Source organism: Pseudomonas sp. SMN5, from assembly GCF_052041925.1.
In the GTDB taxonomy this organism is placed as follows: Bacteria; Pseudomonadota; Gammaproteobacteria; order Pseudomonadales; family Pseudomonadaceae; genus Aquipseudomonas.
Genome location: NZ_JBKGGX010000001.1, coordinates 313,448 through 339,091, shown reverse-complemented (window position 1 = coordinate 339,091; position 25,644 = coordinate 313,448). Strand labels below are relative to the sequence as shown.

Sequence of the window (25,644 nt, the reverse complement as noted above, 5' to 3'; positions counted from 1 at the left end):
CAGCCTGCTCGCTAAGGAACGCAATGCTGTTCACTTGAGGTTTATCACATGTCGTGGCGAGGGAGCTTGCCCCCTCGCCACGGGGCGGTGTTGTCCTTAAGTAAAGAGTATTGCGGCAGTATCGGCATTTTCTACATCGCGCAATCTACTTTGATAGAAAAGAAAATTGAGCAAACGCGGCTAGGCACATTTATACCGTTATAGCCGACTCTATTGCGACCGTACTTCCAAGAGCCTTTCCCTGATGCCCGACATGCCGACCCACCTCGCTTACACCCAACGTTTCAATGCAGTGCTCGCCTACATCGAGGCTAACCTCGAAGGCGACCTGTCAGTGAAGACGCTTGGCGAGGTGGTGAATTTTTCGGCGTTTCACTTTCATCGGCAGTTCACGGCGTTCGTCGGCGTACCGGTTTCACGTTATGTGCAACTGATGCGATTGCGACGCGCAGCCCATCGCCTCGCGGCCGCGACTGATTACTCGGTACTGGATGCCGCAACCGATGCCGGCTTTGAAAGTCCCGAGGCATTCAGTCGGGCATTCCGGCGGGCATTCGGCATGACACCGAGTGCCTTTCGCAAGGCGCCGAACTGGCAGGTCTGGAACGCGGTGTTCACCATCCCTCACTTTTCCAGGACTATTACCATGCAACTACGAATCGTGGATTTCGCTGAAGTCCGGTTGGCAGCGCTTGAGCATTGCGGCCCGCCCGGCCTCGTCAATGAAAGTGTGCGCAGGTTCATTGAGTGGCGCATGCAGAGCGGGCAATCGCCGGTGGCGTCGAGCCGCAGCTTTGGTATTCCCTATGGCAACCCCGATACGACGCCGCCGGAGCATTTCCGCTTCGCCATCTGCGGCGAGATTCACGAGGCCGTGGCGCCGAATGAATTCGGCGTGCACGAGCGCGTCATTCCTGCCGGTCGTTGCGCTGTGGTGCGGCACACAGGGTCACCGGATCACATCGGCGAAACGATTTACCCGGTCTACCGCGACTGGCTGCCTGCCAGTGGAGAAGAACTGCGTGATCATCCACTGTTCTTCCATTACCTGAGCGTCTACCCCGAAACGCCACAGGATCAATGGCAAACCGATGTGTATGTTCCGCTGCAGTAGCGGCAGAACAGCCTGGGCTCGGGTCTGACGAGGCTCTACCCTGGATAGGCAACTCCACCACCACCTGCAACCATCGCAGCCCTGCGCTCCACCCGCTCCCGACAAGCCTCACCAAACGCCTGGAAAATCCTCAGATAGTCCGGATTGGCCGTCACCTGCCACTCCGGATGCCACTGCACGCCCAAGGCGAATGCCTTGCTGCCCTCCACAGAAAGCCCCTCCACCAACCCGTCTTCGGCCACGGCCTCGACACGCAAGCCATCGCCCACCCGAGCGATGCCCTGGCCGTGAACGGAGTTGACTTGAATAACGCCTGACAAGCCCAGTCGAGACAGTACGCCACCCGGTTGCACGGTCATGGCGTGGGTGCGGGCATACTGGTCTTCGACCGGTTCGTTACTGGGCGGCTCGTGCTCCGCGCCCGGGCCGTCGAGTTGCTGGTGGAGAGAGCCGCCAAAGGCGACGTTCATTTCCTGGAAGCCGCGGCAGATCCCGAGCACCGGCACGCCCGCCGCCACCGCAGCACGCCAGAGCGGCAACGCCAGTTGGTCGCGGGCCGGATCGTGTGACGTTCCCGGTGGGCTGGGAGGACCGTCGTAGTGATGGGGTTCGATATTCGAAGGAGAGCCGGTGAACAGCAGCCCGTCCAGGCTCTCCATGATCTCGGTCAGGTCGAGCAATTCCGGGAACACCGGCAAAATGAGTGGCAGCCCCTTGGCCGCGCTAGCCACCGCACTGGCATATTTGTCGTTACTGATTTGCACGGTGTGCGGACCGATCTGCCATGAACAGGCGATGATCCCGATCCTGGGCAGCCGTGACGCGCTGCAGGTTTTATCAACATCTATGTTGTTGGAATGCATGGCAGGCCCTTGGTGGCGTCGACAATTACCGTATGGATTGCGACGCGGGCCGGGTTGTTCATTCGGGATGATGGGCGTTCAGCCTAATACCTGACAGTTGAACCAGACTTCTGTGGGAGCGAGCCTGCTCGCGATCGCGGTGGGTCAGCTTGAAAGTGATGTTGACTGTGCCGCCGCTATGGCGGGCAGGCTCGTTCCCACAGGGGGGCTCTGTCACACGGCGTCGGTAACGGGTCCTTTCAGCGCCAAGCCGATCTTGTGCTGCAACTCGCCTTCGGAGAACGGCTTGTGCAATACCGGATACCCCGCAAACTCCGCTGGTACGCCGCTGGCGCCGTAGCCAGTGCTGAAGAGAAAGGCAATGCCACGACTGCGCAGGATCTGCGCCACAGGAAAAACCCGTTCGCCAGCCAGGTTGACGTCGAGGATGGCGAGGTCGATCTGCGCCGTGCTGGCTCGATCCTGCGCTGCGGCGAGTCGAGCAACCGAGGCGACGATTTCGCAGCCCAGATCCTCCAGCATTTCCTCGATCAGCATGGCAATCGCTCCTTCGTCCTCGACGACGAGCACCTGGACCCCGGCAAACGGCGTCATGCCTAGGCTCCGATCAGGAATGAGAGGTGGCAGCGAACGCCTTCCGGGGCAAAGATGAGTTCAAAACTGCCGTCCAGGTCGCGCTCGATGCAACGTTTCATCAGGCGGGAACCCAGCCCTTCCCGCTCCGGTTGCAATACCAGTGGCCCACCGCACTCCCGCCAATCCAGGGCGAACAGCGTACCGTCGGGCTGCGCGTGCAACTGCCAGGTGACGGACAGCGTACCCGTCTCCACGGACATCGCGCCGTACTTGAGCGCGTTGATCGCCAGTTCGTTGAGGGTCATCGTGAGGTTGAGCGCAACCCGGGTACCGATGTCGATGGACGGGCCCTCAACGACGATCCGCTGTGGATCACTGCCGAATACCGGCATCAGGATTTCCTGGGCCAGGGAATCCAGCGGCGTGTTGCCCCAGTGCCGGCGGGTCAACAGATCATGGGCGCGGGACAGCGCCAGGAGCCTGGCTTCGAAACGTTTGTAGCCGTCCTTTGCATCCTCTGCGTCCCGTGACGTCTGGACCGCCAGGGACTGTACGGTGGCGAGGGTGTTCTTGACCCGATGATTGAGTTCATCGATCAGGGTTTTCTGACGATTTTCAGCTTGCTTGCGCTCAGTGATGTCTACCAGCATGTTGATCGCCCCCACCAGATTTCCCTCGGCGTCATGCAAGGGCGTGGGATACGGAGCGAAAGGTACGCGGGTGCCGTCCGGGCGCTCGGCAATGGCTTCGACACCACGGATCGGCCGGTTTTCCTTCAAAGCCACCGCCATCGGACACTGATCGTGGGGCAGCGGCGTCTCGTCGGTGTTGAAGAGTTTCCAGGTCACGCACCACATGTCGCCCAGCGCCGGGGTACGGCCGGACAGTTCCACCGCTGCGCGGTTGTAGAACGTGATGCGGCCTTGCGCATCGGTCGTATACACCGCGGCGGGCAGCGCTTCGAGCAGGTTACGCATGTGCCGTTCGCTCTCGCGGACCTGCATTTCCATGCGCCGCGCCGCGGTCACATCCTGGATGACTCGCACGCCATAGCTAAACTGGCCGGCCGCATCCCTTACCGAGGAGCTGTGTACGTCCAGATAGAGGACCTGGCCATCGGGCTTCACGGCGCGCTTACGGAACACATAGCTGTCCATTTCGCCAGCGACCTGCCGAGCGTATGAAGCCGCGTCCTCACTGACGGATTCCGGATGAGTGTAGTCGAGGAAAGACATCGCCAGCAGTTCTTCCCGCGAGCGGCCGAGCATGTGGCACAGCGCATCGTTCACCCGCAGCAGATGACCGTTGGCATCGGCCTCGGCGATGCCGATGGTGGCGGCTTCATAGGTGGCCGCCAGGCGGTTATCGCTCTCCTGGCGGGCTGCCTCGGCGGCATGCATGCAAGTCACGTCAATGGTGAAGCAGCGCGTGTTGAACAGCTTGCCGGCTTCGAAACGGCCGTTGGAGGTGATGGTGACATGCTTGATCGAACCGTTCTTGGCCTTCAGGCGCGCCGGATAGCTTTCCAGGCAATCGCCGCTGCTCAACTTGTTGAGGATGTCACCGATCACCGGTTCGTCGGCATGGAATTCAGCGATGTGTCGGCCGATGTATTCGTCAGCCGAGTAGCCCAGCAGTGCCAGCTCGGCCTTGTTGGCGCGCAGGATGACGCCGTCGCCGCTGACAATGTGCAAGCCGACCGCGCTGTTTTCGAAAAAGTCTTCGAGGTCGGCGGTTTTGCGCCGCAGTTCCTCGGCCACGGCATGGTGTGCCGAGACGTCCTGGAAGCAGTTGATCGCGCCCTGGATAACACCATGCCGATCCCTGAGGGCGCGGATGTTCATCAGCGCGACGAACCGCGAACCGTCCGCGCGCTGGATGATGACTTCCTGGTTTCGCGCCGTGACACCGGTGCTGAGAGCCTGGGCGGTCGGGCACTGATCAAAGGCCAGGGGCGTGCCGTCCATCATGAACAGGCGATGGGAGCCGCAGAAGCGGTCGCCGTTTTCGCCGAGCACCGGTGTGCGTCCCCACAACCCGGCCGCCTCGCTGTTGTACCTGACAAGCCAGCCGTCGCGATCGCACAGGTACACCGCACCGGGAATGGCTTCGAGCGCGTTTTCGCCGATGGAAAACAGACTTTCGTATTCGCTCGGTGCCAGAGTTTCCCTGGGCAGCTCTTCAATGTTCGACATTGTCATCCTCAATCTTTCACGGCGCCGCAATGGAGTCTAGAGTCCATTTGCCTCCAGGAGTTCAGGAAGAACCCGGCGCCAGGCCCCTTGGGCCTTTAAAACCAAACAGAACTTGAGGCGCGTCCACCATTAACGCACGCATTAGCGGTGTCGGGTACTACAAGGCGTGTTCTTGCTACCACTGTATCAAATCCGACGGTGTATTGATGCTAGGGTGTGGTCAGCTTCCGGCGCTTGACGGCGGAAAACCATCCACTATTCTCAAAATCAGCCGATTCGAGCGCCCCAAGGGCATGAATGACGATAATGAGCGAGCAGTTGAGAGCAGCAGGTGCGCGACTGCTGTGGAACCGGAAGTCGGGCTGACTGAACATACCCAGCCTTGGTTGTAGTTTTCACAACAGCACTTCTCATGATAGCTCCATGGAGAGTGCGTGATGAACAAACCCTATAATTTGCTTGTGAAGTTCACTCCAGACAGTATTTCCAGTGTAGCCAATGGAAAGATATTGTTTGATGAAGCAGTAATCACCTCAAAGGAAGCGAGCTTTTTATCTCGTTTGGAATATCGCCATGCCATTCCGGATTTGGCAGAAACGGGCAAGATAAGCAATGAAGAAAACAGCATTGACTTTTCCCAATACAAAGGGCTCGTTTACATCAAAAACGCCCCCTCTCTGCCACTCGAAGAACTGCAGCGCCTCGCAACGATTTTGGAAGATATGGACATCGTAGAATATGTCGAGATTGAGCCAGTCGAGCCTGAGCTGGATCCAGCCGGGCCTGTCTCGACAACGTCAGGCGGATGCACGCCAGAAGGGCCCACGGATACAACTCCGGATTTTATTGATCGACAGGGTTATCTCCAAGGTGATTTGGGGTCAGATGTAATTGGCGTCGACGCCATGAATGCCTGGCGATTATATGAGGCTACAGGCAAAGGGATTAGATGTGCAGATATCGAAAACGGCCATTTTGCCTACGATCATGAAGATCTGGAGGGCGCTAATTTCGTAGAGCTCGTTCCAATGCCTGGTGAGAACACCAGTGACCACGGGACGGCGGTTGCGGGTGTCGTATTTGCTAGAAACAATGGGTTTGGCATGCTGGGAGTTGCCTATGACATTGATGTATTTTATGGGATTTCCCAAGGTCCTCTTGGTCGTGTTGGCGGTATCGCCGAGGGCCTGAGACATTTAAGAGCCGGAGACGTGTTTATATATGAAATACAAACTGGCGGCCGTGAAGATCGATTGGTACCCGCCGATTTTAATAGAGGTGTCTGGGACATAACCAAACAGGCCACTGATGCTGGAATCATTGTTGTCGCCGCCGCCGGTAATGGCAATGAAGACCTGGATCATCCGTTTTATGAGGAATATAGAAGTCGTGGGGACAACGCGAGCATTCTCGTCGGCGCTGGAACCCGCAGAGGCCGTAACCGCTTTACTTTCTCCACATATGGCAGCCCGGTACATCTACAGGGCTGGGGTGATGCCTCTGTAGCCACTTGCGGAGTGGGTGATCTTTATAATGAGGGACGGACGAAGACTTATACCTCAAATTTTGCAGCAACCTCTGCGGCCACGGCAGTTGTAGGCGCAGCTGTCATTGCGGTCCAGTCATGGTTTAAAAAAACCGGCACGGTATTACCCCCGAGACAGATGAGAGAGCTATTGATTCGGACGGGGACACCCCAAGGAACAGGTGGGCATATCGGTCCACTTCCCCATATCGTGAACGCCATCGCTTCACAGTCTGCGGTCGAACTGCCGGCGCCGGTGATCTAAAGAGGCCAGCGGCAGCCAACTCGATCGGATCTCGGCACCTCCTACACGCCTGCGCGCTTCAAAACTTGAAGAGCGCCTGGGGTGTCTGGACCGTTAACGCATGCATCAACGACGTCGAACATTCCAACGCACGCAGCTGGGCCATCACCGTCTCGAAACCGACATGTTGTTCATGCTGAGTGTGCGGCCAATCGCTGCCCCACACCAAGCGTTCGGGGCCGAAACTGCGCTCCAGCACCGCCAAGGAGGCGCGCGCGAATTCAAGGTTCCGAGAGGCCGTTGCGCCCAATCGATAGATACCGGACACCTTCATCCACACCTGTCCGCCCTGCCCTAGCGTCATCAATTGGGCAAAGCCAGGTTGATCCAGCCCCAGACGCGCATCCGGGCGACCGAAATGATCGACCACCACCTTGATGCCCAGTGGCAACAGCTGAGCCATCAACGCCGGCAAGTCCACCAGGTTGGCATGCAACTCGACATGCCAATCCAGTTCGGCGATGTGGCCCAACATGCCGGTCCAGGCGGCGTCACGAAAATCAGGCAAGGCCTGGCCCATCAGATTCAAGCGCACACCGACCACGCCCAACCGGGCCATGTCGTCGAGCTCAGCTCGGCTGACGTCTCGCTCCACCACCACGACGCCGCGCAACTGCTGCGGTGCTTGCCGTAGGGCGGCCAGCAGGTAGCGGTTATCGGTACCGAGAAAGCTCGGCTGTACCAACACGCCATGGCTCAAGCCATGAGCGTGCAAGTGGCTCAGGTATTGAGCGAGCGTGGCGTCATAGTCGGGTGTGTAGCGCCGGACAGCCGCCAGTTCCAGCTCACGACTGAACACGTGGGCGTGGCAGTCAACGCCGGTCATGGGCTTAGTACAGGTATCAAGCATGGGTTTCATCTATCGACAATAAGGAAATCAGGCTCGGGCGCTCTGGCTGTCACGCTCAACCACCGGTGCCGATGCAGCAGCGGCTTGCAGGCTACGCCCACGGGTTTCCGGCAGGCACAGCGCCGCGAGCACTGCCACGCCATAGGCGATCCCGGCATCGATGCCGATGGCCGAGCCCAGGGACATGGAATCACTCATGTGTCCTACCAGGAACGGGAACACCGCCGACAGCACTCGGCCGAAGTTGTAGCAGAACCCCACGCCGGCGCCGCGCACGTCTGCAGGGTACAACTCGTTGAACAGCGCCCCGAGGCTCGCCGGGATGCCCGCCGCGAAGAAACCCAGCGGGAAACCGAGGAACAGCATCTGGGTATTGGTCAGCGGCAGGAACACGTAACATTGCACGGTCACGACGCAGCACAACGCGTACAGCACGATGTTCTTGCGTCGGCCAATGCGGTCGATCAACAGGCCGCTGACCACGCAACCGCACCAGAAGGCGAAGATGATCACCGCCAGGTAACCGCCTGAGTTGAGCACCGACAGGTTGCGTTCGGTCTTGAGGAAAGTCGGCAGCCACGTCATCACCGCATGGTAGCCACCGTGTGCCCCCAACCCCAGCAATCCGCCGAACAAGGTCACGCGCAGCAGCTCGGGGCGGAAGATACCGCCAAGGGATTTGAAGAAGCTCTTGGGGATCACCTGGTCTTTTTGCAGGCGCTGGTAACTGTCGGGCTCCTCGACGTTGCGACGCACCCAGATAATCAGGAACGACGGCAACAGGCCCACGATGAACATCACGCGCCAAGCCATGTCCTGCGGCACGAATGAATAGATCAGGGTGAAAACCCCGACCGCCATCCCCCAACCCACCGCCCAGGCACTTTGCACCGTACCCATGACTTTGCCACGGTATTTGGGATTGATGGTTTCAGCCATCAGTACCGCGCCGGCGGCCCACTCGCCGCCGATCCCGAAACCCTGCAGGGCCTTGACGATCAACAGTTGGTGGAAGCCGGTGACAAAAGCCGACACAAAGGTGAAGAACGAGAACCAGAGAATCATCCATTGCAAGGTGCGCACCCGGCCGTAGCGGTCCGACAGGGTCCCGCCGACCCAGCCGCCCAACGCCGAGGTGACCAGCGTGACGCCGCTGATCAAGCCCGCATCACCCTTGGACAGGGCGAATGCGGCGATCAAGGCGGGGATCGCCAGGCCGAACATCTGGACTTCCAGCGCGTCGAGCGACCAGCCGCCGAAGCAGGCCCAGAACGTCTTGCGCTCACGCGCGGTGATTTGGCGATACCAGCTGAACATGATTTCTTATCCTTATTCGTCAAACGATAGGCAGCCGAGAGCGAACCGCGCCGCTACAGGGCCAGTGAAGGCAAACAAAACGATCAGGACAGCGGCGAGCAATGCGCCGCTGAACGTGCAGCTAATCCGGTCGTGTCAGCGGATTTCCACCTGGTAACGGAAGTGTTCGGCGTGCCCGCGGGAACGTCGCCACTCCAAGGGATTGCCGGCGTAATCACGGGCCAGGCGCTCGATCACCACCACCGGGCTGTTGACCGGCACCTGAAGCAATCTGGCGTGTATTTCATTCACCGATTCGGCGGTGAGGGTTTCTTCGGCATAGGCCACGACCTGCCCGCAAAGCTCTTCATAGATGGGGTAAAGCAGCGGCCCTTTCTGGTCCAGGTCGATCTCCAGCAGCGGCTGGAAGCGACCACGAGGCAACCAGATTTCTTCGGCGAGCACCGGCTCTACCTCCAGCAACCGCAATCGGACGATGCGTATCACCGGCGCATCGACCGGCAGCCCCAATGCCTGGGCCACCGCTGAAGGCGCGGCCACCGGCTCAATGGACAGAATGCGGCTCTGCGGCACCCGGCGCTCGCCGCAGGCGCTTTGAAAGCGAAAGAAACGGAACAACGATGACTGGAACTGCGGCCGGCGAATGAAGGTGCCGCGCCCCTGCTGACGCTCCAGGATGCCTTCGCTGACCAGCGCATCGACGGCCTTGCGCACCGTGCCGGTGGACAATTGATATTCGGCCGAGAGCGCGGCCTCGGTGGGAATCGCCTCCCCCGGGCGCCAGCGGTTATTGGCAATCTGTTCAGCCAACTGATCGCGTAGGCGCTGATAAAGCGGCAGGCGTGCATCACTGGGGAGCGAGTTCATTGACTTTATTCACCTTGTTATCTAGTCATATATATGAATATGGCGAGAAGTATTTGCTTGCATCGGGGCATTGTCAACAAATCGTGCAAGCCTGCTTGATTAACGGTCGCGACACATCACTGGACCGGAGACAGATAGACCCCTGGCCTGAGGGCGTAGTACAGTGCTCGAAAGCCGATAAATATCCACTTTGTGATGTCCCTGTGACAGGATCTGAATGTCAGGTGTCTTGCGTGGGTCATCCCTCTGCCGCGACGGTAACCGCATGATCGAAATCACCGAAGTCTCCATCGCCCAACTGCGGGCTGCGCTCGAGTCCGGCCAGACGACGGCGGTCGAATTGGTCCAGGCCTACCTTGCCAGGATCGACGCCTACGACGGTCCCGATACGCCCACAGCCCTGAACGCGGTGGTGGTGCGCAATCCTGAAGCCTTGAAAGAAGCGCAGGCGTCCGATGCGCGTCGGGCCAGCGGCCAGACCCTGGGCCCGCTCGATGGCATTCCCTATACGGCCAAGGACAGTTATCTGGTCAAGGGCCTCACTGCCGCTTCCGGAAGCCCGGCGTTCAAGGATCTGGTGGCGTACCGCGATGCGTTCACCATCGAGCGTCTGCGCGCCGCTGGCGCCATCTGCCTGGGCAAGACCAACATGCCGCCGATGGCCAATGGCGGCATGCAACGCGGGGTCTATGGCCGGGCGGAGAGCCCGTACAACGGTGACTATCTGACCGCCCCGTTTGCCTCGGGCTCCTCAAACGGTGCCGGCACGGCGACGGCCGCCAGTTTCGCCGCGTTCGGCCTGGCGGAAGAGACCTGGTCGAGCGGGCGCGGTCCGGCTTCGAACAACGGCTTGTGCGCCTACACGCCCTCACGCGGGGTGATTTCGGTGCGCGGCAACTGGCCGCTGACGCCGACCATGGACGTGGTGGTGCCCTACGCCCGGACCATGGCCGACCTGCTCGAAGTGCTGGATGTGGTGGTCGCGCACGATCCGGACACACGCGGCGACCTGTGGCGGATGCAACCTTGGGTGCCGATCCCGAGTGTAGACTCGGTTCGCCCGGCCTCGTATCCGAGCCTCGCTAGCCATCCAGGCGCTCTGGCCGGCATTCGCTTTGGCGTGCCACGGATGTACATCAATGCCGATCCCGAGGCAGGTACCTCTGAAGCTCCCGGCATCGGCGGCCCGACCGGACAGCGAATCGTCACCCGTGCCTCGGTGATCGATCTTTGGGAGCAGGCCCGTAAGACGCTTGAGGCCCACGGCGCCGAGGTGGTCGAGGTGGATTTCCCGTTGGTGTCCAACTGTGAAGGTGATCGACCCGGTGCGCCAACGGTGTTTACCCGGGGCCTGGTGTCCAAAGAGTTCCTGCACCATGAACTGTGGGACCTGTCGGCTTGGGCGTTCGACGACTTCCTGCGGGCCAACGGCGATCCGAAATTGAACCGCCTGGCGGATGTCGACGGACCGCAGATCTTTCCCCACGATCCGGGCACCCTGCCCAACCGCGAGGATGATCTTGCCGCCGGTATGGACGAATACGTGAAGATGGCCCAGCGCGGCATTACTCCTTGGGATCAGATCCCAACCCTGCCGGACGGACTGCTAGGCCTGGAGCAAACGCGTCGGATCGACCTGGAAGACTGGATGGATCGGCTTGGGCTCAACGCGGTGATCTTCCCGACCGTGGCCGATGTCGGACCGGCGGATGCGGATGTCAATCCGGTGTCTGCCGACATCGCCTGGAGCAACGGTATCTGGGTCGCCAATGGCAACCTTGCGATCCGCCACCTGGGCGTGCCCACCGTGACAGTGCCTATGGGCGTCATGGCGGACATTGGCATGCCGGTCGGCCTGACATTTGCCGGCCGAGCCTATGATGATTCGGCATTGCTGCGACTGGCTTCGGCGTTCGAGGCAACTGGGCCGAAACGCCAGATTCCACCGCGCACGCCACCGTTGTCGGCTGGGTCGGGTCGGTGATCTGATTCGTTCTTGGGGCTGCTTCGCAGCCCAGCGGGAGCAAGCTCCCTCGCCACAAGATCGGTACCTGTGCATCACCTCTGTGGCGGAGGGGATTTATCCCCGTCGGGCTGCGCAGCGGCCCCAAATGGCTAAACGCAACCTTTGCGCCCCCCAGCGTGGATGAGTCCTACCGCCACAGGATTTGCCCACCTCTCTGGCTTCGCGCCGAGGCTCAATACCAGTGCCTACACAAAACCCGTGGCGAGGGAGCTTGCTCCCGCTGGGCTGCGCAGCAGACCCAAAAGCTTGAACGCAGACAACCTGACGTCCCACAGAAACAGAGCCAAGGGCTGAACGCAATTAACAACGTTTAACTCACGCCCTCACCCTCCCGCCTCCAAGAATGACGCCCTCTGCTCAAATCTGTCTTCCACCACGGGAAGCTGCTGACCTCCCGTGGGGATGCAGCATTACCGTCTGACATGGATTTTCTGTCATGGCTCACGCTCGATACAGCCCCGCCACGCTCAGGCCATTCTGGCTCCTGGCCCTGCTCACCGGCAGCGCAACGTCAGCAATGGCGGCGCAACCAGCGAAAGAGATTCCCGGCTTTCTCGAAGACGCGAACCTGCAAGTCCTCAGCCGCAACTTCTACCTGAACAATGACTACCGCTCCCCCACGCCATCGGGCAAAAGCTACAAGGCGGAATGGGCCCAGGGGTTCATCGCCTCGTTCGAGTCCGGTTTCACCCCCGGCATCCTCGGCGTCGGCATCGATGCCCATGGTTTCCTGGGTTTGAAACTGGATGGCGGCAAAGGGCATTCCGGAACGGGACTGCTGCCGCTGGATGACGATGGGCGCGGTGAAAACAGCTACTCCAGCGCTGGCGGTGCGCTGAAGTTCAAGACCTCCAACACCACCCTGGCGGTCGGGGAAATGACTGTGGAGACCCCGGTATTCGACACCGCAGACAAGCGCCTGCAACCGGAGTACGCCAGTGGCCTGCTGCTGTCGAGCAAGGAACTGGCATGGCTCGACCTGCAAGCGGGTCACTTCAGCGCCTTCAAGAATCAGGACGCCTCGACCAGCCGCGGTGACTTTTCCGGCTATGGAGCCACGACACGCAACCACGACATCGATTTCATCGGCGCCGACCTGCTCAGCGGCCAGCCAGTCGGGGGAGCCGTCTACGCTTCCGAACTGAGCGACACCTGGCGCCAGTACTACGCCAATCTACACGGTACGGTCGGCAACCTGTTTCTCGACGGCAACCTCTACCACACCCGTGATCAAGGCAAGGCCGCCGCCGGGACCATCGACACCACCGCCTACAGTCTGTCCGGCAAATACAGGCTCGACGCCCAGGCGTTCACCCTGGCTTATCAAAAAATCAACGGCAGCACGCCTTTCGATTTCGTCGGTGGTGACTCGATCTACCTCGCCAACTCGATCAAATACGCCGACTTCAACGGCCCGGACGAACGCTCCTGGCAAGCGCGCTATGACCTCGACCTGGGTGCTTTGGGGATTCCCGGCCTGAGCTTCATGGCCCGCTATGTCACCGGACGCGGCATCGACGGCAGCCACGCCCCACAAGGCGGGGTCTACAACCCGTTCGATCCGGACAGTGGCACCTACCGACCGCAGCAAGGAGACGGCGGACGCCACTGGGAGCGCGACCTGGATCTGCATTACGTGGTGCAGTCCGGACCGGCCAAGGACTTGTCGCTGCAACTGTCCCACGTCACTCACCGAGCCAACGACGCCCAGGCCGGCGATGACATCGACCGGCTGTACGTGGTCATCCAGTACCCGCTCAAGTGGGGCCCGTTCTGAACCGGTCTACAGGCGAAAATATTGCTGCATGGCCTGGGCCAGCAGGTCCACCGCCTGTTCATTGTGTGAGTCTTGCGACCGTTGGAAGACCACCTCGTGTTCCGCGATGAAGGGCAACCCATCGAGGATCTGCATGGCCTCCGTCACCCGCGCACGGTCTATCAGGCTGATCGCCAGGCCCGCTTCGACGCACGCCTTGACCGCCTGGTTGGAAGGGCTTTCCAGGACGATGCGGGTTCGGCGGCCGCTTTGACGCAGTGACTCCATCATCACCTGCCGGTATGGACACTGCGTTGCGTGCACCGCCAACGGCAGCGGATCCATCCCGGCCAGGACAACATGGGCTGGCCCCACCCAGACCGGTCGGGTGGTAACCAACACCTGCGCCTCGGCGCTCGACGCGCTCTTCGGTTGGGTGATGACCGCCGCCTGGAGCTTGCCCCGCTGCACCAGATCACGCAGCGCGTAGCTGGGCGCCGTCTTGAGTTCCAGCACCACGTTTGGCCAGGCGCTCGTGAATATGGGCAGGATGTCGCGAATGACATGGTCGGCGTATTCATCCGGGACGCCCAGGGTCACGCGCCCTGCCAGGCGGGAACCCTGCAGGTCGGCCAGCACCCGGTCATGGGTAGCGAGCAGTTCCGTGGTCGAGGCCAGCAGGCGCCTGCCCAGCGTCGTAAGGGAAACCGATTGATTGTCCCGGTTCAGCAGACGGCCCCCGGCAACCCCTTCCAGGCGCTGTATGTGCACGCTCACCGCCGCCGGGCTCTTGTGCAGGAGCTGGGCCGCAGCGCTGAACTTGCCGATGCGTGCCACTGCGTGAAACGTCCGGATCAAGTCGATGTCGAGAATTGCCGTCATGATTCATCCTTTGTGAATGACTGCTGCAGGATATTTTGATTTATTAGACTACGCCGGTTTCGTAGCCTGGGGTCATGAACCTGCCCAACTGCACCACCCGACCTTCCCTTTCCTGGCGCCAATGGCATCAGGCCGTGCCACTGCCGCTACTTGAGGCGGCCTTGCTGCTGACCTGGAGTTCCGGCTTCGTCGGCGCGCGCTTTTCCATCGACTATGCGCCGCCATTGCTGGTGGTGTTCTGGCGCTGCGTGGTGATCACGTTGGTTCTGCTGCCCTTCGTTGCCCGTCAACTGCGGCGTACATCTGGAGTCGTGCTGCTGAAAAACGCCGGCATCGGCCTGCTTGCCATGGCTGGCTACCTGGCAGGCATCACCCAAGGGATCGCCCTGGGTGTGCCGGCGGGTGTGGCCGCGCTGGTGGCCGACCTCCTGCCACTGGGCATGGCGTTACTGGCGGCCGGTGTGCTCGGGCAGCGGCTGGCCTGGCAGGTATGGATCGGGCTGTTCATCGGCCTGGGCGGCGTTGCGCTGGTGACCCATGGGGCACTGGCATGGGGGCACGCGCCGTTATGGGCGTATGCCTTGCCATTGCTCGGCATGCTTTCGCTCGCCGTAGCGACGTTGTGGCAAAAGCAGCTAGCGACCACAGAAACCCTGGGCCTGCTGCCCAATCTCTGGCTGCAATGTTGCGTTTCAGGGGTAGCCTTCGCCGTGGTCGAAGGCACCCAGGGCAGCCTGGCGCCGGTTCTGAACACCGGCTTCGCGCTGAGCGTGCTGTGGACCGCCGGGCTGTCGACGATGGGCGGCTACGGACTCTACTGGCTGTGCTTGCGTCGTGCGAGCGCCACCCGGGTCGCCAGCGTCCTTTACCTCAGCCCGCCGATCACCATGCTCTGGGCCTGGGCGATGTTTGGTGAGCCCCTTTCATGGCAGATGGTGGTGGGCATGGCCGTTTCCGGCATGGGCATCTGGCTGGTCGTGCGCATGGAAGCCCGGCAAGCCCAGCGGCAAAAAAACCGGCGGCTGGAGGCAGCCTAAGCGTTCAGGATATTTCGCGATGCTCGAGCTCCCGAGTCAGATGGGTCGTCAACACTTCCAGTAAAACAGCGACCTTGGGCAACGTTTCACGCTGCTTCTGCCAGAGCAGGTTGATCGCCATACCATCGGTCGCCGAATCAGCAAGTACTTGCACCAGGGTCCCCTCCTCAAGTTGCCGCTGGATCAGCCATGAAGGTAACTGGGCAATCCCGCATCCTGACAGCACGGATATCACCAGGCCTTCTCCATCGCCCACGATCAATGTCGGAGTCATTTGTCTTCTGACGATTTCCCCTGGGCGGCTGCCGGCGAAATTCCACGAGCTGATTCTCCCGTCCGGCCAACCGTAGGCGATGCACTGGTGATGCTCCAGCTCCGACTCGGTGAGGGGAGCGCCATGTTCGGCGAGGTACAAGGGAGAAGCACAGAGCACATGCCACTCGCGGCCCAGGTGGCGGTGCCCCACCGTGTCCGGCCAGACACCCGTGCCTCCCAACGCAACGACGATGTCCACGCCCTCCTGGAGCGGATCGACGGAATGATCGGAAAATGAAATATGCGGCACCAACAACGGGTAATCCTGCAGGCAACGCAGAATGATGGGGAGCACCTGGGAACGGCCGAAGGCTCCCGGAAGGTGGAGTCGAACCCGGCCTCGTGGCTCGGTGTGCTCGGCATGCAGGGAAAGCTCGGCCTCTTCAAGGTCAGTCAGCACCCCGGTGCAAGTACGATAGAAAGCCGTTCCTGCGTCGGACAGCGAAACGCGTCGGGTCGTGCGTTCGAACAATCGAACCCCAAGCCGGCCCTCAAGGCGAGCAACGCTCTTGCTGACCGCAGACGCTGTCAGATTCAGGCGATCTGCGGCGATTCTGAAACTACCGGACTCGGCAACGCAGACGAATACATCGATGCCTTTCAGCCGTTCGGAGTCAAACATAGATGCCCTTCATTCATGAACTCATTTCCCCCAACCAATGAAAAAACATCATAAATCAGAATTTCATTCCTCAGTATGCTGCCGTCTCACATCTTCCGCGACGTCGCGGACCTGTCAAACCACCCGTAAGAGGCACGGATGCTCACCGCTCTTAAAAACTATCCCTCGACAGTCAATGTGTTGCTTTCAGCGTCTCTGGTCCTGACGCTGGCGCGGGCAATCACCCTGCCTTATCTGGTTATCTATTTGTCGGACCGCTTTGGGTTGAGCGTCGCCGACATTGGGCTGGTCATCGGCAGCACGTTGATCATCGGATCGTTGCTGAGCCTGTACGGCGGTTTCCTGGTGGACAATCTGTCCAGTTACCGGCTCATCCTGGTTTTCAGCGGGCTGTTCACAATGGGTTTCCTGGGCACATTCCTGGCCCGCGAAGTCTGGCTCTTCTACGGGAGCCTGGTGATGATCAATCTCGCCCATGCCGTCATCGATGTTGCCGTCAAGGCGGGATTTGGCGACCTGCTGCCCGTTGCCGAGCGCAGTGAAGCCTTCTCCATCAAGTACACATTGGGCAACATCGGTTATGCCGCTGGGCCATTGATGGGGGCAGGATTGGCCAGGCTGGATAGCAGCCTGCCTTTTCTGATGTCTGGCGCGCTGGGTGCAGCATTCTTTTTCAGCTACCTGCTCTGGGCCAACCGAGACTTGAGGGTTGTAAAAAAGAACAGCGCCCCTCTCCCGTTCCTGGCCGTCGGGAAGCTGCTGTCCCAAGACTACCGACTGGTGTGTTTTACCCTCGCAGGGTTACTCAGCGCGGTAGTCTTCGGCCAATTCACCGCTTATCTTTCACAATATCTGGTGGTCACTACCACGCCTGAATTTACCTACCGGATCATCAGCGCCATCGTCACCACAAATGCGCTGATGGTAATCAGCCTGCAGTACGCCATCGGCAGAAAGATTTCCCCGCGTCATCTCAACCTGTGGCTTGGCGCCGGGCTGAGCATGTTTCTCCTGGGCCTGGTCGGCTTCGCCCTTTCAGGTACGGTCATGATATGGATAATCTCGATGGCCGTTTTCACCCTCGGCGAGATCATCGTCATCCCCGCTGAATACATGCTCATCGATAACATCGCCCCCCATCATCTGCGAGGCGTGTATTACGCGACGCAAAACCTCGGTAACCTCGGCGCGGCATCCGGCCCGGTGCTGTGCGGCTTCGTATTGGCGACACAACCGCCACACTACATCTTCTACCTGCTCGCGCTGTTCACTATTGCCGGGGGCGGGTTTTATCTTTTAGGTGCCTGCCTGAGCGATCGTTTCGCCAGACAATGATCCTGGTGCGGGGTAAGCCAACTTCAGTCCAGCCACCTGCGCCGCAGGATTCAACACAGCCCTGTTCGACTTGTCTTTGTCCATGATGTGGATCACCTCGACACCGCGCAGCAACAGGTAGTCGGCGATGATCCGGCGATGACAGCGCCACCAGACCGCCTCGGCGCACATGATCGCGCAGCGCTGGGTCCGGCTCAGCTCCAGCAGCCGATCCAGGCCCTGCTCGAACTCCTCCGAGAGCGCGTAGTCGGCGTAATTGTGGAAGCTGCGATTGTCCCAGAAGGAATTGACTTCATCCGGGATCGTCCTGGACTTCTTGCGCAACCCGCCCAGCTGCGCGATCTGCTCGTGGTGCAGGCCGAACGGCGCCAGGTGCCGGGCAAGCGTATCAAGGTTGTATTGAGGATTGGTGCGGGACCGGGGAACGGTTCGCACATCGACGATCATCTGGACCCCGAAGCCTTTTACGATCTCGACGAACTGTTCGAGGGTCCGGGTTGAGTGACCGATCGTATAGACAATGAGATTTTCCATGGACAAGTATCCGAACAGAAGCCGCTGGTATAGGCGTTAGGTGATCTGTCCGGACAATGGTTCGACTGTTCTTCAGCGCGCAGCGGTCAGTTTCTCGAAGCCCCGGCACTGAAGGCCGGGGTATCGAGACAGGCTGCGTCAGGCCGGTTGTTTCAGTGTGTCGTAGGCCTCGAGCGAGCGCATCGAGTAGATATAGGCGGCGCCGGCGTTCAGAGAAATCGCAGTGGCCAGGGCCGCAGCCACTTCCTCGCGGCTCGCGCCGGCCTTGATCGCCGCGTCCGTGTGGGTGGCGATACAGCCGTCGCAGCGGGTGGTGACGGCGACCGCCAGCGCAATCAGTTCGCGGGTCTTGGCGTCCAACACGTTGTTCTCGCTGGCGGCTTCTCCCAGCGCCATGTAGGCCTTGACCATCTTGGGGTTGCTGCGGCCCAGAGCACCGAAGGCTTTCTGGATGGTGGGCAATAATTCGGACCAGTTATGGAACATGGCATTAACTCCTGAGTGGGTTGGGTGTACTGTTTCAACGCCCTCAGTTTTCCACTCCTGCACTGTACGGTTTTGTCCAATCCGCTCAGCTTTTTTTGCGAAACGCTCAAATGCATGCAATCGATAAACTCATCAGCCTGGCCAACGTCCGCGGTAGCCTGGATCTGCGCTGCCAGTTCCAAGGTGACTGGGCGCTGGACCATGAGCAACAGGCCTTGGGCGTTGCGCCCTATCACATCGTGCTCGCGGGAGAGTGCCGGGTGGAGTTTCCCGATGGGCAGCGCCTGCCGATGCGTGCCGGGGATATCCTGTTGCTGCCCCGCGGTGCCCGACATGTCATGCACAGCCCCGGTAAAACAGTCACCCCTGTCGTACCGCAGATCGTGACCGGTGGCGCCCTACCGATCCATCGCATCGGTGGCGCCAGCGTCGAGCTGGACATGCTGTGCGGGGCTTTGCACTTCAACCGTGCCTCGCTGCTGTTTGCGTCGCTGCCCGATTACCTGGTGATCCCCAGCGGCGCATTGCCGGCCAACGGCCCGTTGCCGGCGCTGGTGGAGGTGATTCGTGGGGAGGCGGACAATGACAAGGTGGGGGCCCGGTTCTTGCTCGATGCGCTGTCCCAGGCGTTGTTCACGCTGATGCTGCGCGCGCACCTGGCAAGCCATGGCCAGGGCACCGGCTCCCTGGCGTTGCTGGGCGACAAACGCCTGGGCCGCGCCTGGCAGGCGATGCTGGATGACCCCGCCCATGAGTGGACCATCGAGGGTCTGGCGGACATGGCGAGCATGTCACGGGCCAGTTTCATGCGGACATTCGTCAAGGTGGCCGGCGTCTCGCCGTGGGCGTTGCTGACACAACTGCGCATGGAGTTGGCGTTCAGCCTACTGAGCCACTCGCACCTGGGATTGAGCGATATCGCGGTGCAGGTCGGCTATCAATCCCAGGCCGCCTTCAGCAAGAAATTCAAGGAAGTCTATGGGGAGGCGCCGGGGAGAATCCGGCGCCGGATCTAGGCCCTGTATTCAGATGTCCAGCACCAGGGTTTCACTGCCCTCGGCCGGGACCGCACAGCAGATCAACACCTCACCTTCAGCGACAGGCTCGGCCGGTATGTTCAGATAATGCACCTGACCGCGACTCAGGCGGGTCTTGCAGGTGCCGCACGAACCGCCTCGGCAGCTGAACTCCGGGCTCAGTCCACGGGCCTCGGCCAATTCCAGCAGCGAGCCGGCGCCCGGTTCCCAGCGTGCTTCCTTGCCGGAGCTGGCGAACAACACCTTCACCGCTTCGCTCGCAGCCGGTACCTGTTGCGCCGCCGGTACGCTGACCTCGATGTCACGCACCAGGGTCGACGGGCCGAAAGTTTCGGCATGGATACGGTCGTCGGCGATGCGCAACTTGCGCAGCCCATCGTAAAGGGCCTGGGTGAAGCTGCCCGGACCACAGAGGTAGAAGTCGTAATCGTTGAGCGGCAGCAGGTTTTTGAGCAGTTCCACGTCGATCCGGCCCGCCAGATCGTACCCATCGCCAATAGCGGTTTTGACCGGCGGCTGGCTGACCACGCGCACCACCCGCAGTTTGTCGCCCGCGCGTGCTGCCAGTTCATCGATTTCATCACGAAACGCCAGCTCTTCTACCGTGCGCGCGCTTTGCACCAGCCAGACCGGGCGCATGCGGCTGATGCGTCGCCCTTGGTAAACCACTTCACGCAACATCGACAACAGCGGTGTGATACCCACACCTGCCGCCAGCAGGACCAAAGGCCGACGCTCGGTAGCCTGGACGGTGAAATGGCCTTGGGGCGCTCGGCCCTCGATCTCGTGCATCACCTGAATCCGGTCATGCAAGTGCGACGACACCAGCCCATCACGCTTGACGCTGATGCGCAGGAAATCATCCGACGGCGCGCTCGACACGCTGTAGGTACGAATCGAGGGCGCTTTCTGCCCGTCCAGCGCGACCCGCACCGGCAGGTGTTGCCCGGCGTCAAAGCGGGGCAAACCTGCGCCATCGGTTGCCTGCAAATAGAAAGAGCGAATGCTGGGGCTTTCGTCCACCACCCTCGCGACCTGCAGCGAACGCCAAGTGGTGCGCAGGGCTTCGGCTTGCAGGCGCTCCGTGGCCTGTTCCCAGCTGCCGGTCATCAATGAGTTGGGCGAGTCACCTTCTTGCTGGTCTTTCCAGCGCAGCGTGATGGCCGCCGGGCGGTAGACGATGCGCTGCGGGGTGAACCGCAACAGCCGCTCGGCGCCCTGGAACGCGGCGATCTGCGGGTCGTCCAGAATCACCTGCGCCGAACCGCTCATTTGCAACAGGTCACCGGTTTCGAAATCGATGAACACCAGCCCGGCCCGCGGGTTCAGCAGGATGTTACCCAGGGTATTGAAGAACAGGTTGCCGGAGAAATCCGGAACGGTCAGCGATCCGTCTTCATCCATGCGCACAAAGCCCGGTTTGCCGCCGCGATGGGAGGCGTCCACCTGCCGCTCGCCGTCGCGCTCCACGTAGGTGGCGATGTAGAAGGAATCGGCTGCGGTGACCAGCTTACGCACCAACGGATCGTTCGCTTCCAAATGACGAGGCGCACCGGCCTGTTCTTCGACAAAGTGGTACTGGCGCAAGTTGATGTAGCGCGGGCAGTTGCCATAGGCCTGGCGCACCGAAATCTCCAGCCCTGGCTCAAGCTGACGACGGACCACACCATTCATGCGGTTGCGCCGACGGGTGTGCAGCTCGATGCCGAGCATGCCGATGGCATCCCCTTCGCCCATGCCTTCCTGGGCCGGATCGTTGGGTTGCGGCTCGACGTTGATGTGCAGGATCTGCGGATCAGGCGAGCGCATGAAACCGGGCTGCCCCGTGCGCAAGGTGGCCCACACATCGCCCTGGCGATCCACCGCTCCCAGTACCACGAATGGCAACTGGGCATAGAAGTCGCGATGCTGGTCCGGCATCCAGGTACGCGCCAGTTGCCGCTGGCCGACGCCGGCCATCATCTCGACCGCGCCGACGGTGCGTTGCAAGGCCAGCTCCCCTTCGTGCCAGGGCGAGGTGTTTGCTTCCAGGGATTGGTCCATCAGATGCTCCTCGCGCCAGCAGGACGAGGGCCTGCGTCAGTGCGCCGTGGTTAGGGATGTTCCAGCACACCCTGGATCGGGTGTGCGTGTCGGTGGAGACATCTTCTTCCCAAAGCGACTGCGCAGGAATACATGCGCACTGCAATCCGCCCTTTCATTAAATGCAATGATGGACGCCATTGGTTGAGTGCTGATCCCCAGTCAGACTCACCCCACCCAGCCAATCGCCGTCTTCGGAATGACCTCGGACTCGTCAAGCTTGGACGCGAACATGCTCACCGCTTCCAGGGCATCGGTGGTCCCGGCCCGGATCTGCACGATGACCGACCCGGCCTGGTCCGCCAGGGTCACGCCACGCAGCGCGCCCTCGTGGGTGACGCTCATGCTGGCGACCGCCTCGCGGGTTTCGCTGAGGATCATGCCGATCATTTCGGCGATCTCCGAGGTCGAGCGGCTGGTACGGCCGGCCAGTTGCCGGACCTCATCGGCCACCACCGCGAACCCGCGCCCCTGATCGCCGGCCCGGGCGGCTTCGATGGCGGCGTTGAGGGCCAGCAAGTTGGTCTGGTCGGCAATGCCGCGAATGGTGTTGACGATGGCGGTGATTTCTTCCGAACGCGCGCCCAGTTGCCCGACCAATCGTGACGACGCGCCAATGTTGTCGGCGATCTGGCGCATTTCCCGGGCGGTCTGGTGGATGACCTGAGCGCCCTGCTCCGCGACGCGCTCGGTCTCGGCGGAGATGTGATAGGCCCGCGAGGCGCCGCGGGAGTCTTCCTCGAACTTCTCGACCCGCTCGGTGATGTCGCTGGCGAACTTGACGATCTTGCTCAACTTGCCCTCGGCGTCGTACACCGGGTTGTAGCTGGCTTCCAGCCACACCACCTTGCCGTTCTTGCCGATGCGCTTGAACTGTCCGCTGAAAAACTCGCCGGTATTGAGCCGGCGCCAAAAGTCCGCGTACTCGGAACTGTTGACCAGACTCGGCTCGCAGAACATCCGGTGATGCTTGCCCTTGAGTTCGGCCAACGAATAATTCATGACGCTGAGGAAATTGGCGTTGGCGGTGAGGATGTGCCCGCTCAGATCGAACTCGATCACGGCCATGGCACGGTCAAGCGCCGCCAGCCGGCCCCGGGTTTCCGCTTCACTGGCAACCTTGGCCGTGACGTCAAGGGCATACTTGACCACCTTCACCACACGGCCCTGCTCATCGACCACCGGGTTATAGCTGGCTTCAAGCCAGACATACTGGCCCTGCGCGCCGACGCGCTGGAACGTCCCGGAGACAAACTGGCCGGCCCGCAGTTGATTCCAGAATTCGCGATACTCGGCACTGGCCGCCAGCGCCGGGGTACAAAAATCGCGGTGGGACAGACTGGTCAATTGATCAGCCCGATAGCCCATCGTTTTCAGGAAATTATCGTTCGCTCGAAGCAGCTTGCCGTCGGGGCTGAATTCGACGACGGCCATCGACCGATCCAGAGCGCCCAGCAGTCCCTTGTATATGGCCAATTCGGCTGTCCTAGCCGTCAGTTCACTTTTTAGTGTGGTATTAAACATGACGAACCCTCTGCGAATCTGAGAATCACCGGACCTCTTAGGTTATCGGCACGCTGGCGAGGCGCTTAACGAAGCGGCGTAATCATGTTTCGAAGCTAGGATGGGGCGCTTGCGATCAGTCGGTTCTAAGAAACACAGTGGCGAAGAGTCGTCGTTGACCGTGACGCGGCTAGAAATTGCCAGGCGCGAGCCGGCCGATCTCAGGCCGCGCATAGAAATAGCCCTGCATCAGCTCGATACCCAGCGCCAGAAGTGCCGCGCTTTCTTCGCGGGTTTCGATGCCCTCCGCGATGACCTGGATTCCCAGGCGCTGCGCCACCAGGACAATGCCTTCGACGATTGCCTGCTTTACGGGATCCTGATCGATGCTGCGGGTCAGCGCCATATCGATCTTCAACACCTGGGGCTGGAACATGGCGAGCAGGTTGAGCCCTGAATAGCCCGAGCCGAAGTCGTCGATCGCGGTAGTAAAGCCCTGGCGATCGTATTCCACGAAAATCGACTTGAGATGCTCGGGATCGTCCACCCGCTCACCTTCCGTGACCTCGAACATCAATCGCTCGGGTGGAAAATTCGCCATCCGCGCCGCTTCCAGCGTGGCGCGGATGCACGTCTCGGCCCGGTAAACGGCTTTGGGCAGGAAATTAATGCTCAACAGACAATCGGCAATCTCCAGGATGCCCAGCCGGGCCGCTTCCTCGATGGCTTTTACACGACAGGCCTGGTCGAAACGGTAGCGGTTGCTGTCGTTCACCAGCCCCAGGATGTAGCCGGCTGACTCACCATTGAGACCTCTGACCAGAGCCTCGTAGGCAAACGTAGCGCCGGTGCGGACATTGAAGATCGGCTGGAAAGCCATGGTGAAGTCGAATCCCAGTGCCTGATGATCGCGGCACTCGGCGCAACCAATAGGCTGGAAGGTCTGGTGAGGGGAGCGTGCGGTCATGATCATATTCCGTGCGGTAACGGGACGTCCCTGCAGTTGCAAAGAACTTTAGCCAACGCTACTGAATCGGCAAATACCGGACTTTCTGAAGAGACCTGACCGTCGCACCCACCTCCACGGTCTCTAGTTCGGTTTTATCGCCACAGGCAGACTGATGCGGGTGCAGAAATACAGCAGCACCCCTACGAACACCAGGGCCGCACCGCGAAGCCAGGTTTCCAGGCTTTGCTGGCTGAGCAATACCAGGCAAGACACAATCGCAAGCACCGGTACCCAGCTGGGCACCCGGAAATGATCGCCCGCGCCGCTGTCGCGCCTCAATACCAGCACCGCCAGGTTGGTGCTCAGGAACACGAAAAGCAGCAGCAAGACGACGGTTTCGGCCAGCGTCGCGAGGGTGCCGGTCAAGGTCAGCGCAATGGAGACCAGCGTGGTGGCGATGATTGCGACCCAAGGCGTGCGCCGCTTGGGCAGCACCTTCGCCAGCGGCTGCGGCAAGAGACCCTGACAAGCCATGCCATAGGCGAGCCGACTGGCCATGATCATGGTGAGCAGCGCGCCGTTAGCCACCGCGATCAGTGCGATGAAGGCAAAGATGCGCGGTGAGATGTCCAGTCCTGATGCTCGGACGACTTCCAGCAGCGGCGCCGAGGTCGCCACCAGTTCTTCCATCGACAACACTGAGGAAGCAGCCACGCCCACGGCCATGTAGACCACCCCGGCGGTCAGCAACGCGCCGAATAAAGCCCTCGGATAGACGCGTCGCACATCTCGTATTTCCTCGGCCAGATTGGCCGACGTTTCGAAGCCGACAAACGAATAGAACGCAAGCAGTGCAGCGCCCAGTACCGCCAGCAATGGGCTGACACCCGGCTTGAATTGCAGCGCACTTTGCGGATGGGCATCGCCCGACTGGAAGAACCAGGCGGCGGCAATGATGACCAGCATCAGGCCCGACAGCTCGATGATCGTCATGACCAGATTCGCCCCCAGCGACTCCTTTATGCCGCGGGCATTGAGCAATGCGATGACCAATAGGAAAACCAGCGCCGCCACGTGGGGTGAAACGCTGATGAAGGGCGCGAGATAGTCGCCCGCAAACGCCAGGGAAAGACCGGCGGCGCTGGTAACGGCCGCGGCCAGCATGCAAAACCCGACCAAAAAGGAGATCAGGGGTGACTTGAATGCCTTTTCGGCAAACACCGAGGCCGCACCGGCTTGCGGGTATTTGGTCACTAGTTCTGCATACGAACCGGCAGTCAGCATCGCAAAGAACAGAGCGACCAACAGCGGCACCCAGATCGCACCGCCCACCTGCCCTGCTATCGTTCCGGCCAGCGCATAGACACCCGCCCCGAGCACATCGCCGAGGATGAACAGAAAAAGCATCGGCCCGGTCACGGCTCGTCGCAATGAAGGTCTGGAGGGCGTAGTGGTCGCAGTCATGTTCG

General features: G+C 60.8%; 20 protein-coding genes and 2 pseudogenes. 7 read left to right on the top strand and 15 right to left on the bottom strand.

Translation table 11 applies throughout. The annotated features are described in order from the left end of the window. Nucleotides 1–244: 244 nt before the first annotated feature. Nucleotides 245–1,114 (top strand): AraC family transcriptional regulator, encoded by an 870-nt coding sequence (locus tag ACLEJR_RS01390; protein WP_440811675.1) that lies wholly within the window; start codon nt 245–247, stop codon nt 1,112–1,114. A gap of 35 nt (nt 1,115–1,149) precedes the next feature. Here the strand turns inward: ACLEJR_RS01390 and ACLEJR_RS01385 are convergent, their stop codons facing one another. The 3 genes from ACLEJR_RS01385 to ACLEJR_RS01375 all read right to left on the bottom strand — a co-directional run bounded on the left by ACLEJR_RS01385 (nt 1,150) and on the right by ACLEJR_RS01375 (nt 4,748). After that, a complete protein-coding gene (locus ACLEJR_RS01385) occupies nt 1,150–1,977 on the bottom strand; it encodes a gamma-glutamyl-gamma-aminobutyrate hydrolase family protein (RefSeq protein WP_440811673.1) in 828 nt (275 codons plus the stop codon). 213 nt (nt 1,978–2,190) lie between these two features. After that, nucleotides 2,191–2,571 (bottom strand): response regulator, encoded by a 381-nt coding sequence (locus ACLEJR_RS01380; RefSeq protein WP_440792396.1) that lies wholly within the window; start codon nt 2,569–2,571, stop codon nt 2,191–2,193. A 2-nt stretch (nt 2,572–2,573) separates the two neighbouring features. Next, complete coding sequence (locus ACLEJR_RS01375; RefSeq protein WP_440811672.1) at nt 2,574–4,748, bottom strand: PAS domain-containing sensor histidine kinase; 2,175 nt, start codon at nt 4,746–4,748, stop codon at nt 2,574–2,576. 437 nt (nt 4,749–5,185) lie between these two features. On the opposite strand from ACLEJR_RS01375, the gene ACLEJR_RS01370 reads away from it, so the two are divergent. Then, nucleotides 5,186–6,538 (top strand): S8 family serine peptidase, encoded by a 1,353-nt coding sequence (locus ACLEJR_RS01370; protein WP_440811670.1) that lies wholly within the window; start codon nt 5,186–5,188, stop codon nt 6,536–6,538. 58 nt (nt 6,539–6,596) lie between these two features. Here ACLEJR_RS01370 and ACLEJR_RS01365 read toward each other — a convergent pair whose 3' ends face one another. The 3 genes from ACLEJR_RS01365 to ACLEJR_RS01355 all read right to left on the bottom strand — a co-directional run bounded on the left by ACLEJR_RS01365 (nt 6,597) and on the right by ACLEJR_RS01355 (nt 9,611). Continuing rightward, on the bottom strand, nt 6,597–7,427 hold the full coding sequence (locus ACLEJR_RS01365) for an amidohydrolase family protein (protein WP_440811668.1): 831 nt from the start codon (nt 7,425–7,427) through the stop codon (nt 6,597–6,599). Between the two features lie 27 nt (nt 7,428–7,454). Continuing rightward, nucleotides 7,455–8,744, bottom strand: a complete 1,290-nt coding sequence (locus ACLEJR_RS01360) for an MFS transporter (protein WP_440811666.1) — start codon at nt 8,742–8,744, stop codon at nt 7,455–7,457. 135 nt (nt 8,745–8,879) lie between these two features. Continuing rightward, nucleotides 8,880–9,611: a GntR family transcriptional regulator gene (locus ACLEJR_RS01355; RefSeq protein ID WP_440811664.1), complete on the bottom strand. Its 732-nt coding sequence runs from the start codon at nt 9,609–9,611 to the stop codon at nt 8,880–8,882. A gap of 265 nt (nt 9,612–9,876) precedes the next feature. On the opposite strand from ACLEJR_RS01355, the gene ACLEJR_RS01350 reads away from it, so the two are divergent. Together ACLEJR_RS01350 and ACLEJR_RS01345 are read left to right on the top strand one after the other, a co-directional pair. Next, a complete protein-coding gene (locus tag ACLEJR_RS01350) occupies nt 9,877–11,595 on the top strand; it encodes an amidase (protein WP_440811661.1) in 1,719 nt (572 codons plus the stop codon). 478 nt (nt 11,596–12,073) lie between these two features. Continuing rightward, nucleotides 12,074–13,414 (top strand): OprD family porin, encoded by a 1,341-nt coding sequence (locus ACLEJR_RS01345; RefSeq protein WP_440811658.1) that lies wholly within the window; start codon nt 12,074–12,076, stop codon nt 13,412–13,414. Nucleotides 13,415–13,420: 6 nt separating this feature from the next. On the opposite strand, the gene ACLEJR_RS01340 is transcribed toward ACLEJR_RS01345, so the two are convergent. Beyond that, nucleotides 13,421–14,275 carry a LysR family transcriptional regulator gene (locus ACLEJR_RS01340; RefSeq protein WP_440792380.1) on the bottom strand — a complete coding sequence of 285 codons (855 nt, stop codon included), beginning with the start codon at nt 14,273–14,275 and terminating at the stop codon, nt 13,421–13,423. A gap of 74 nt (nt 14,276–14,349) precedes the next feature. Between ACLEJR_RS01340 and ACLEJR_RS01335 the strand changes: the two genes are divergently transcribed. After that, nucleotides 14,350–15,312: a DMT family transporter gene (locus ACLEJR_RS01335; protein WP_440811657.1), complete on the top strand. Its 963-nt coding sequence runs from the start codon at nt 14,350–14,352 to the stop codon at nt 15,310–15,312. 4 nt (nt 15,313–15,316) lie between these two features. Here the strand turns inward: ACLEJR_RS01335 and ACLEJR_RS01330 are convergent, their stop codons facing one another. Continuing rightward, on the bottom strand, nt 15,317–16,249 hold the full coding sequence (locus ACLEJR_RS01330; RefSeq protein ID WP_440811654.1) for a LysR family transcriptional regulator: 933 nt from the start codon (nt 16,247–16,249) through the stop codon (nt 15,317–15,319). Nucleotides 16,250–16,387: 138 nt separating this feature from the next. On the opposite strand from ACLEJR_RS01330, the gene ACLEJR_RS01325 reads away from it, so the two are divergent. Continuing rightward, nucleotides 16,388–17,584: an MFS transporter gene (locus ACLEJR_RS01325; RefSeq protein WP_440811651.1), complete on the top strand. Its 1,197-nt coding sequence runs from the start codon at nt 16,388–16,390 to the stop codon at nt 17,582–17,584. On the opposite strand, the gene ACLEJR_RS01320 is transcribed toward ACLEJR_RS01325, so the two are convergent. Further along, the gene (locus ACLEJR_RS01320; RefSeq protein WP_440811648.1) at nt 17,546–18,118 is read right to left on the bottom strand and encodes a DUF488 domain-containing protein; all 573 of its coding nucleotides are present in this window, start codon (nt 18,116–18,118) and stop codon (nt 17,546–17,548) included. The genes ACLEJR_RS01325 and ACLEJR_RS01320 overlap by 39 nt on opposite strands. A gap of 138 nt (nt 18,119–18,256) precedes the next feature. Further along, the gene (locus ACLEJR_RS01315; RefSeq protein WP_440792373.1) at nt 18,257–18,604 is read right to left on the bottom strand and encodes a carboxymuconolactone decarboxylase family protein; all 348 of its coding nucleotides are present in this window, start codon (nt 18,602–18,604) and stop codon (nt 18,257–18,259) included. Between the two features lie 110 nt (nt 18,605–18,714). Here ACLEJR_RS01315 and ACLEJR_RS01310 point away from each other — a divergent pair, with 110 nt between their 5' ends. Then, entirely contained in the window at nt 18,715–19,620 is a 906-nt protein-coding gene (locus tag ACLEJR_RS01310) for an AraC family transcriptional regulator (RefSeq protein ID WP_440811645.1), read from the top strand. A gap of 9 nt (nt 19,621–19,629) precedes the next feature. On the opposite strand, the gene ACLEJR_RS01305 is transcribed toward ACLEJR_RS01310, so the two are convergent. From ACLEJR_RS01305 to ACLEJR_RS01285, 5 genes and pseudogenes are all read right to left on the bottom strand, one after another. Next, entirely contained in the window at nt 19,630–21,684 is a 2,055-nt protein-coding gene (locus tag ACLEJR_RS01305; protein WP_440811642.1) for a 2Fe-2S iron-sulfur cluster-binding protein, read from the bottom strand. A gap of 207 nt (nt 21,685–21,891) precedes the next feature. Further along, a pseudogene (locus tag ACLEJR_RS01300) lies at nt 21,892–22,365 on the bottom strand (methyl-accepting chemotaxis protein); the annotation flags it as partial. A 114-nt stretch (nt 22,366–22,479) separates the two neighbouring features. Next, nucleotides 22,480–23,157 (bottom strand): annotated as a pseudogene (locus ACLEJR_RS01295) (PAS domain-containing protein); the annotation flags it as partial. Between the two features lie 259 nt (nt 23,158–23,416). After that, nucleotides 23,417–24,193: an EAL domain-containing protein gene (locus tag ACLEJR_RS01290; RefSeq protein WP_440811640.1), complete on the bottom strand. Its 777-nt coding sequence runs from the start codon at nt 24,191–24,193 to the stop codon at nt 23,417–23,419. Between the two features lie 123 nt (nt 24,194–24,316). Beyond that, nucleotides 24,317–25,639 carry an APC family permease gene (locus ACLEJR_RS01285; RefSeq protein WP_440811637.1) on the bottom strand — a complete coding sequence of 441 codons (1,323 nt, stop codon included), beginning with the start codon at nt 25,637–25,639 and terminating at the stop codon, nt 24,317–24,319. Nucleotides 25,640–25,644: the final 5 nt, after the last annotated feature.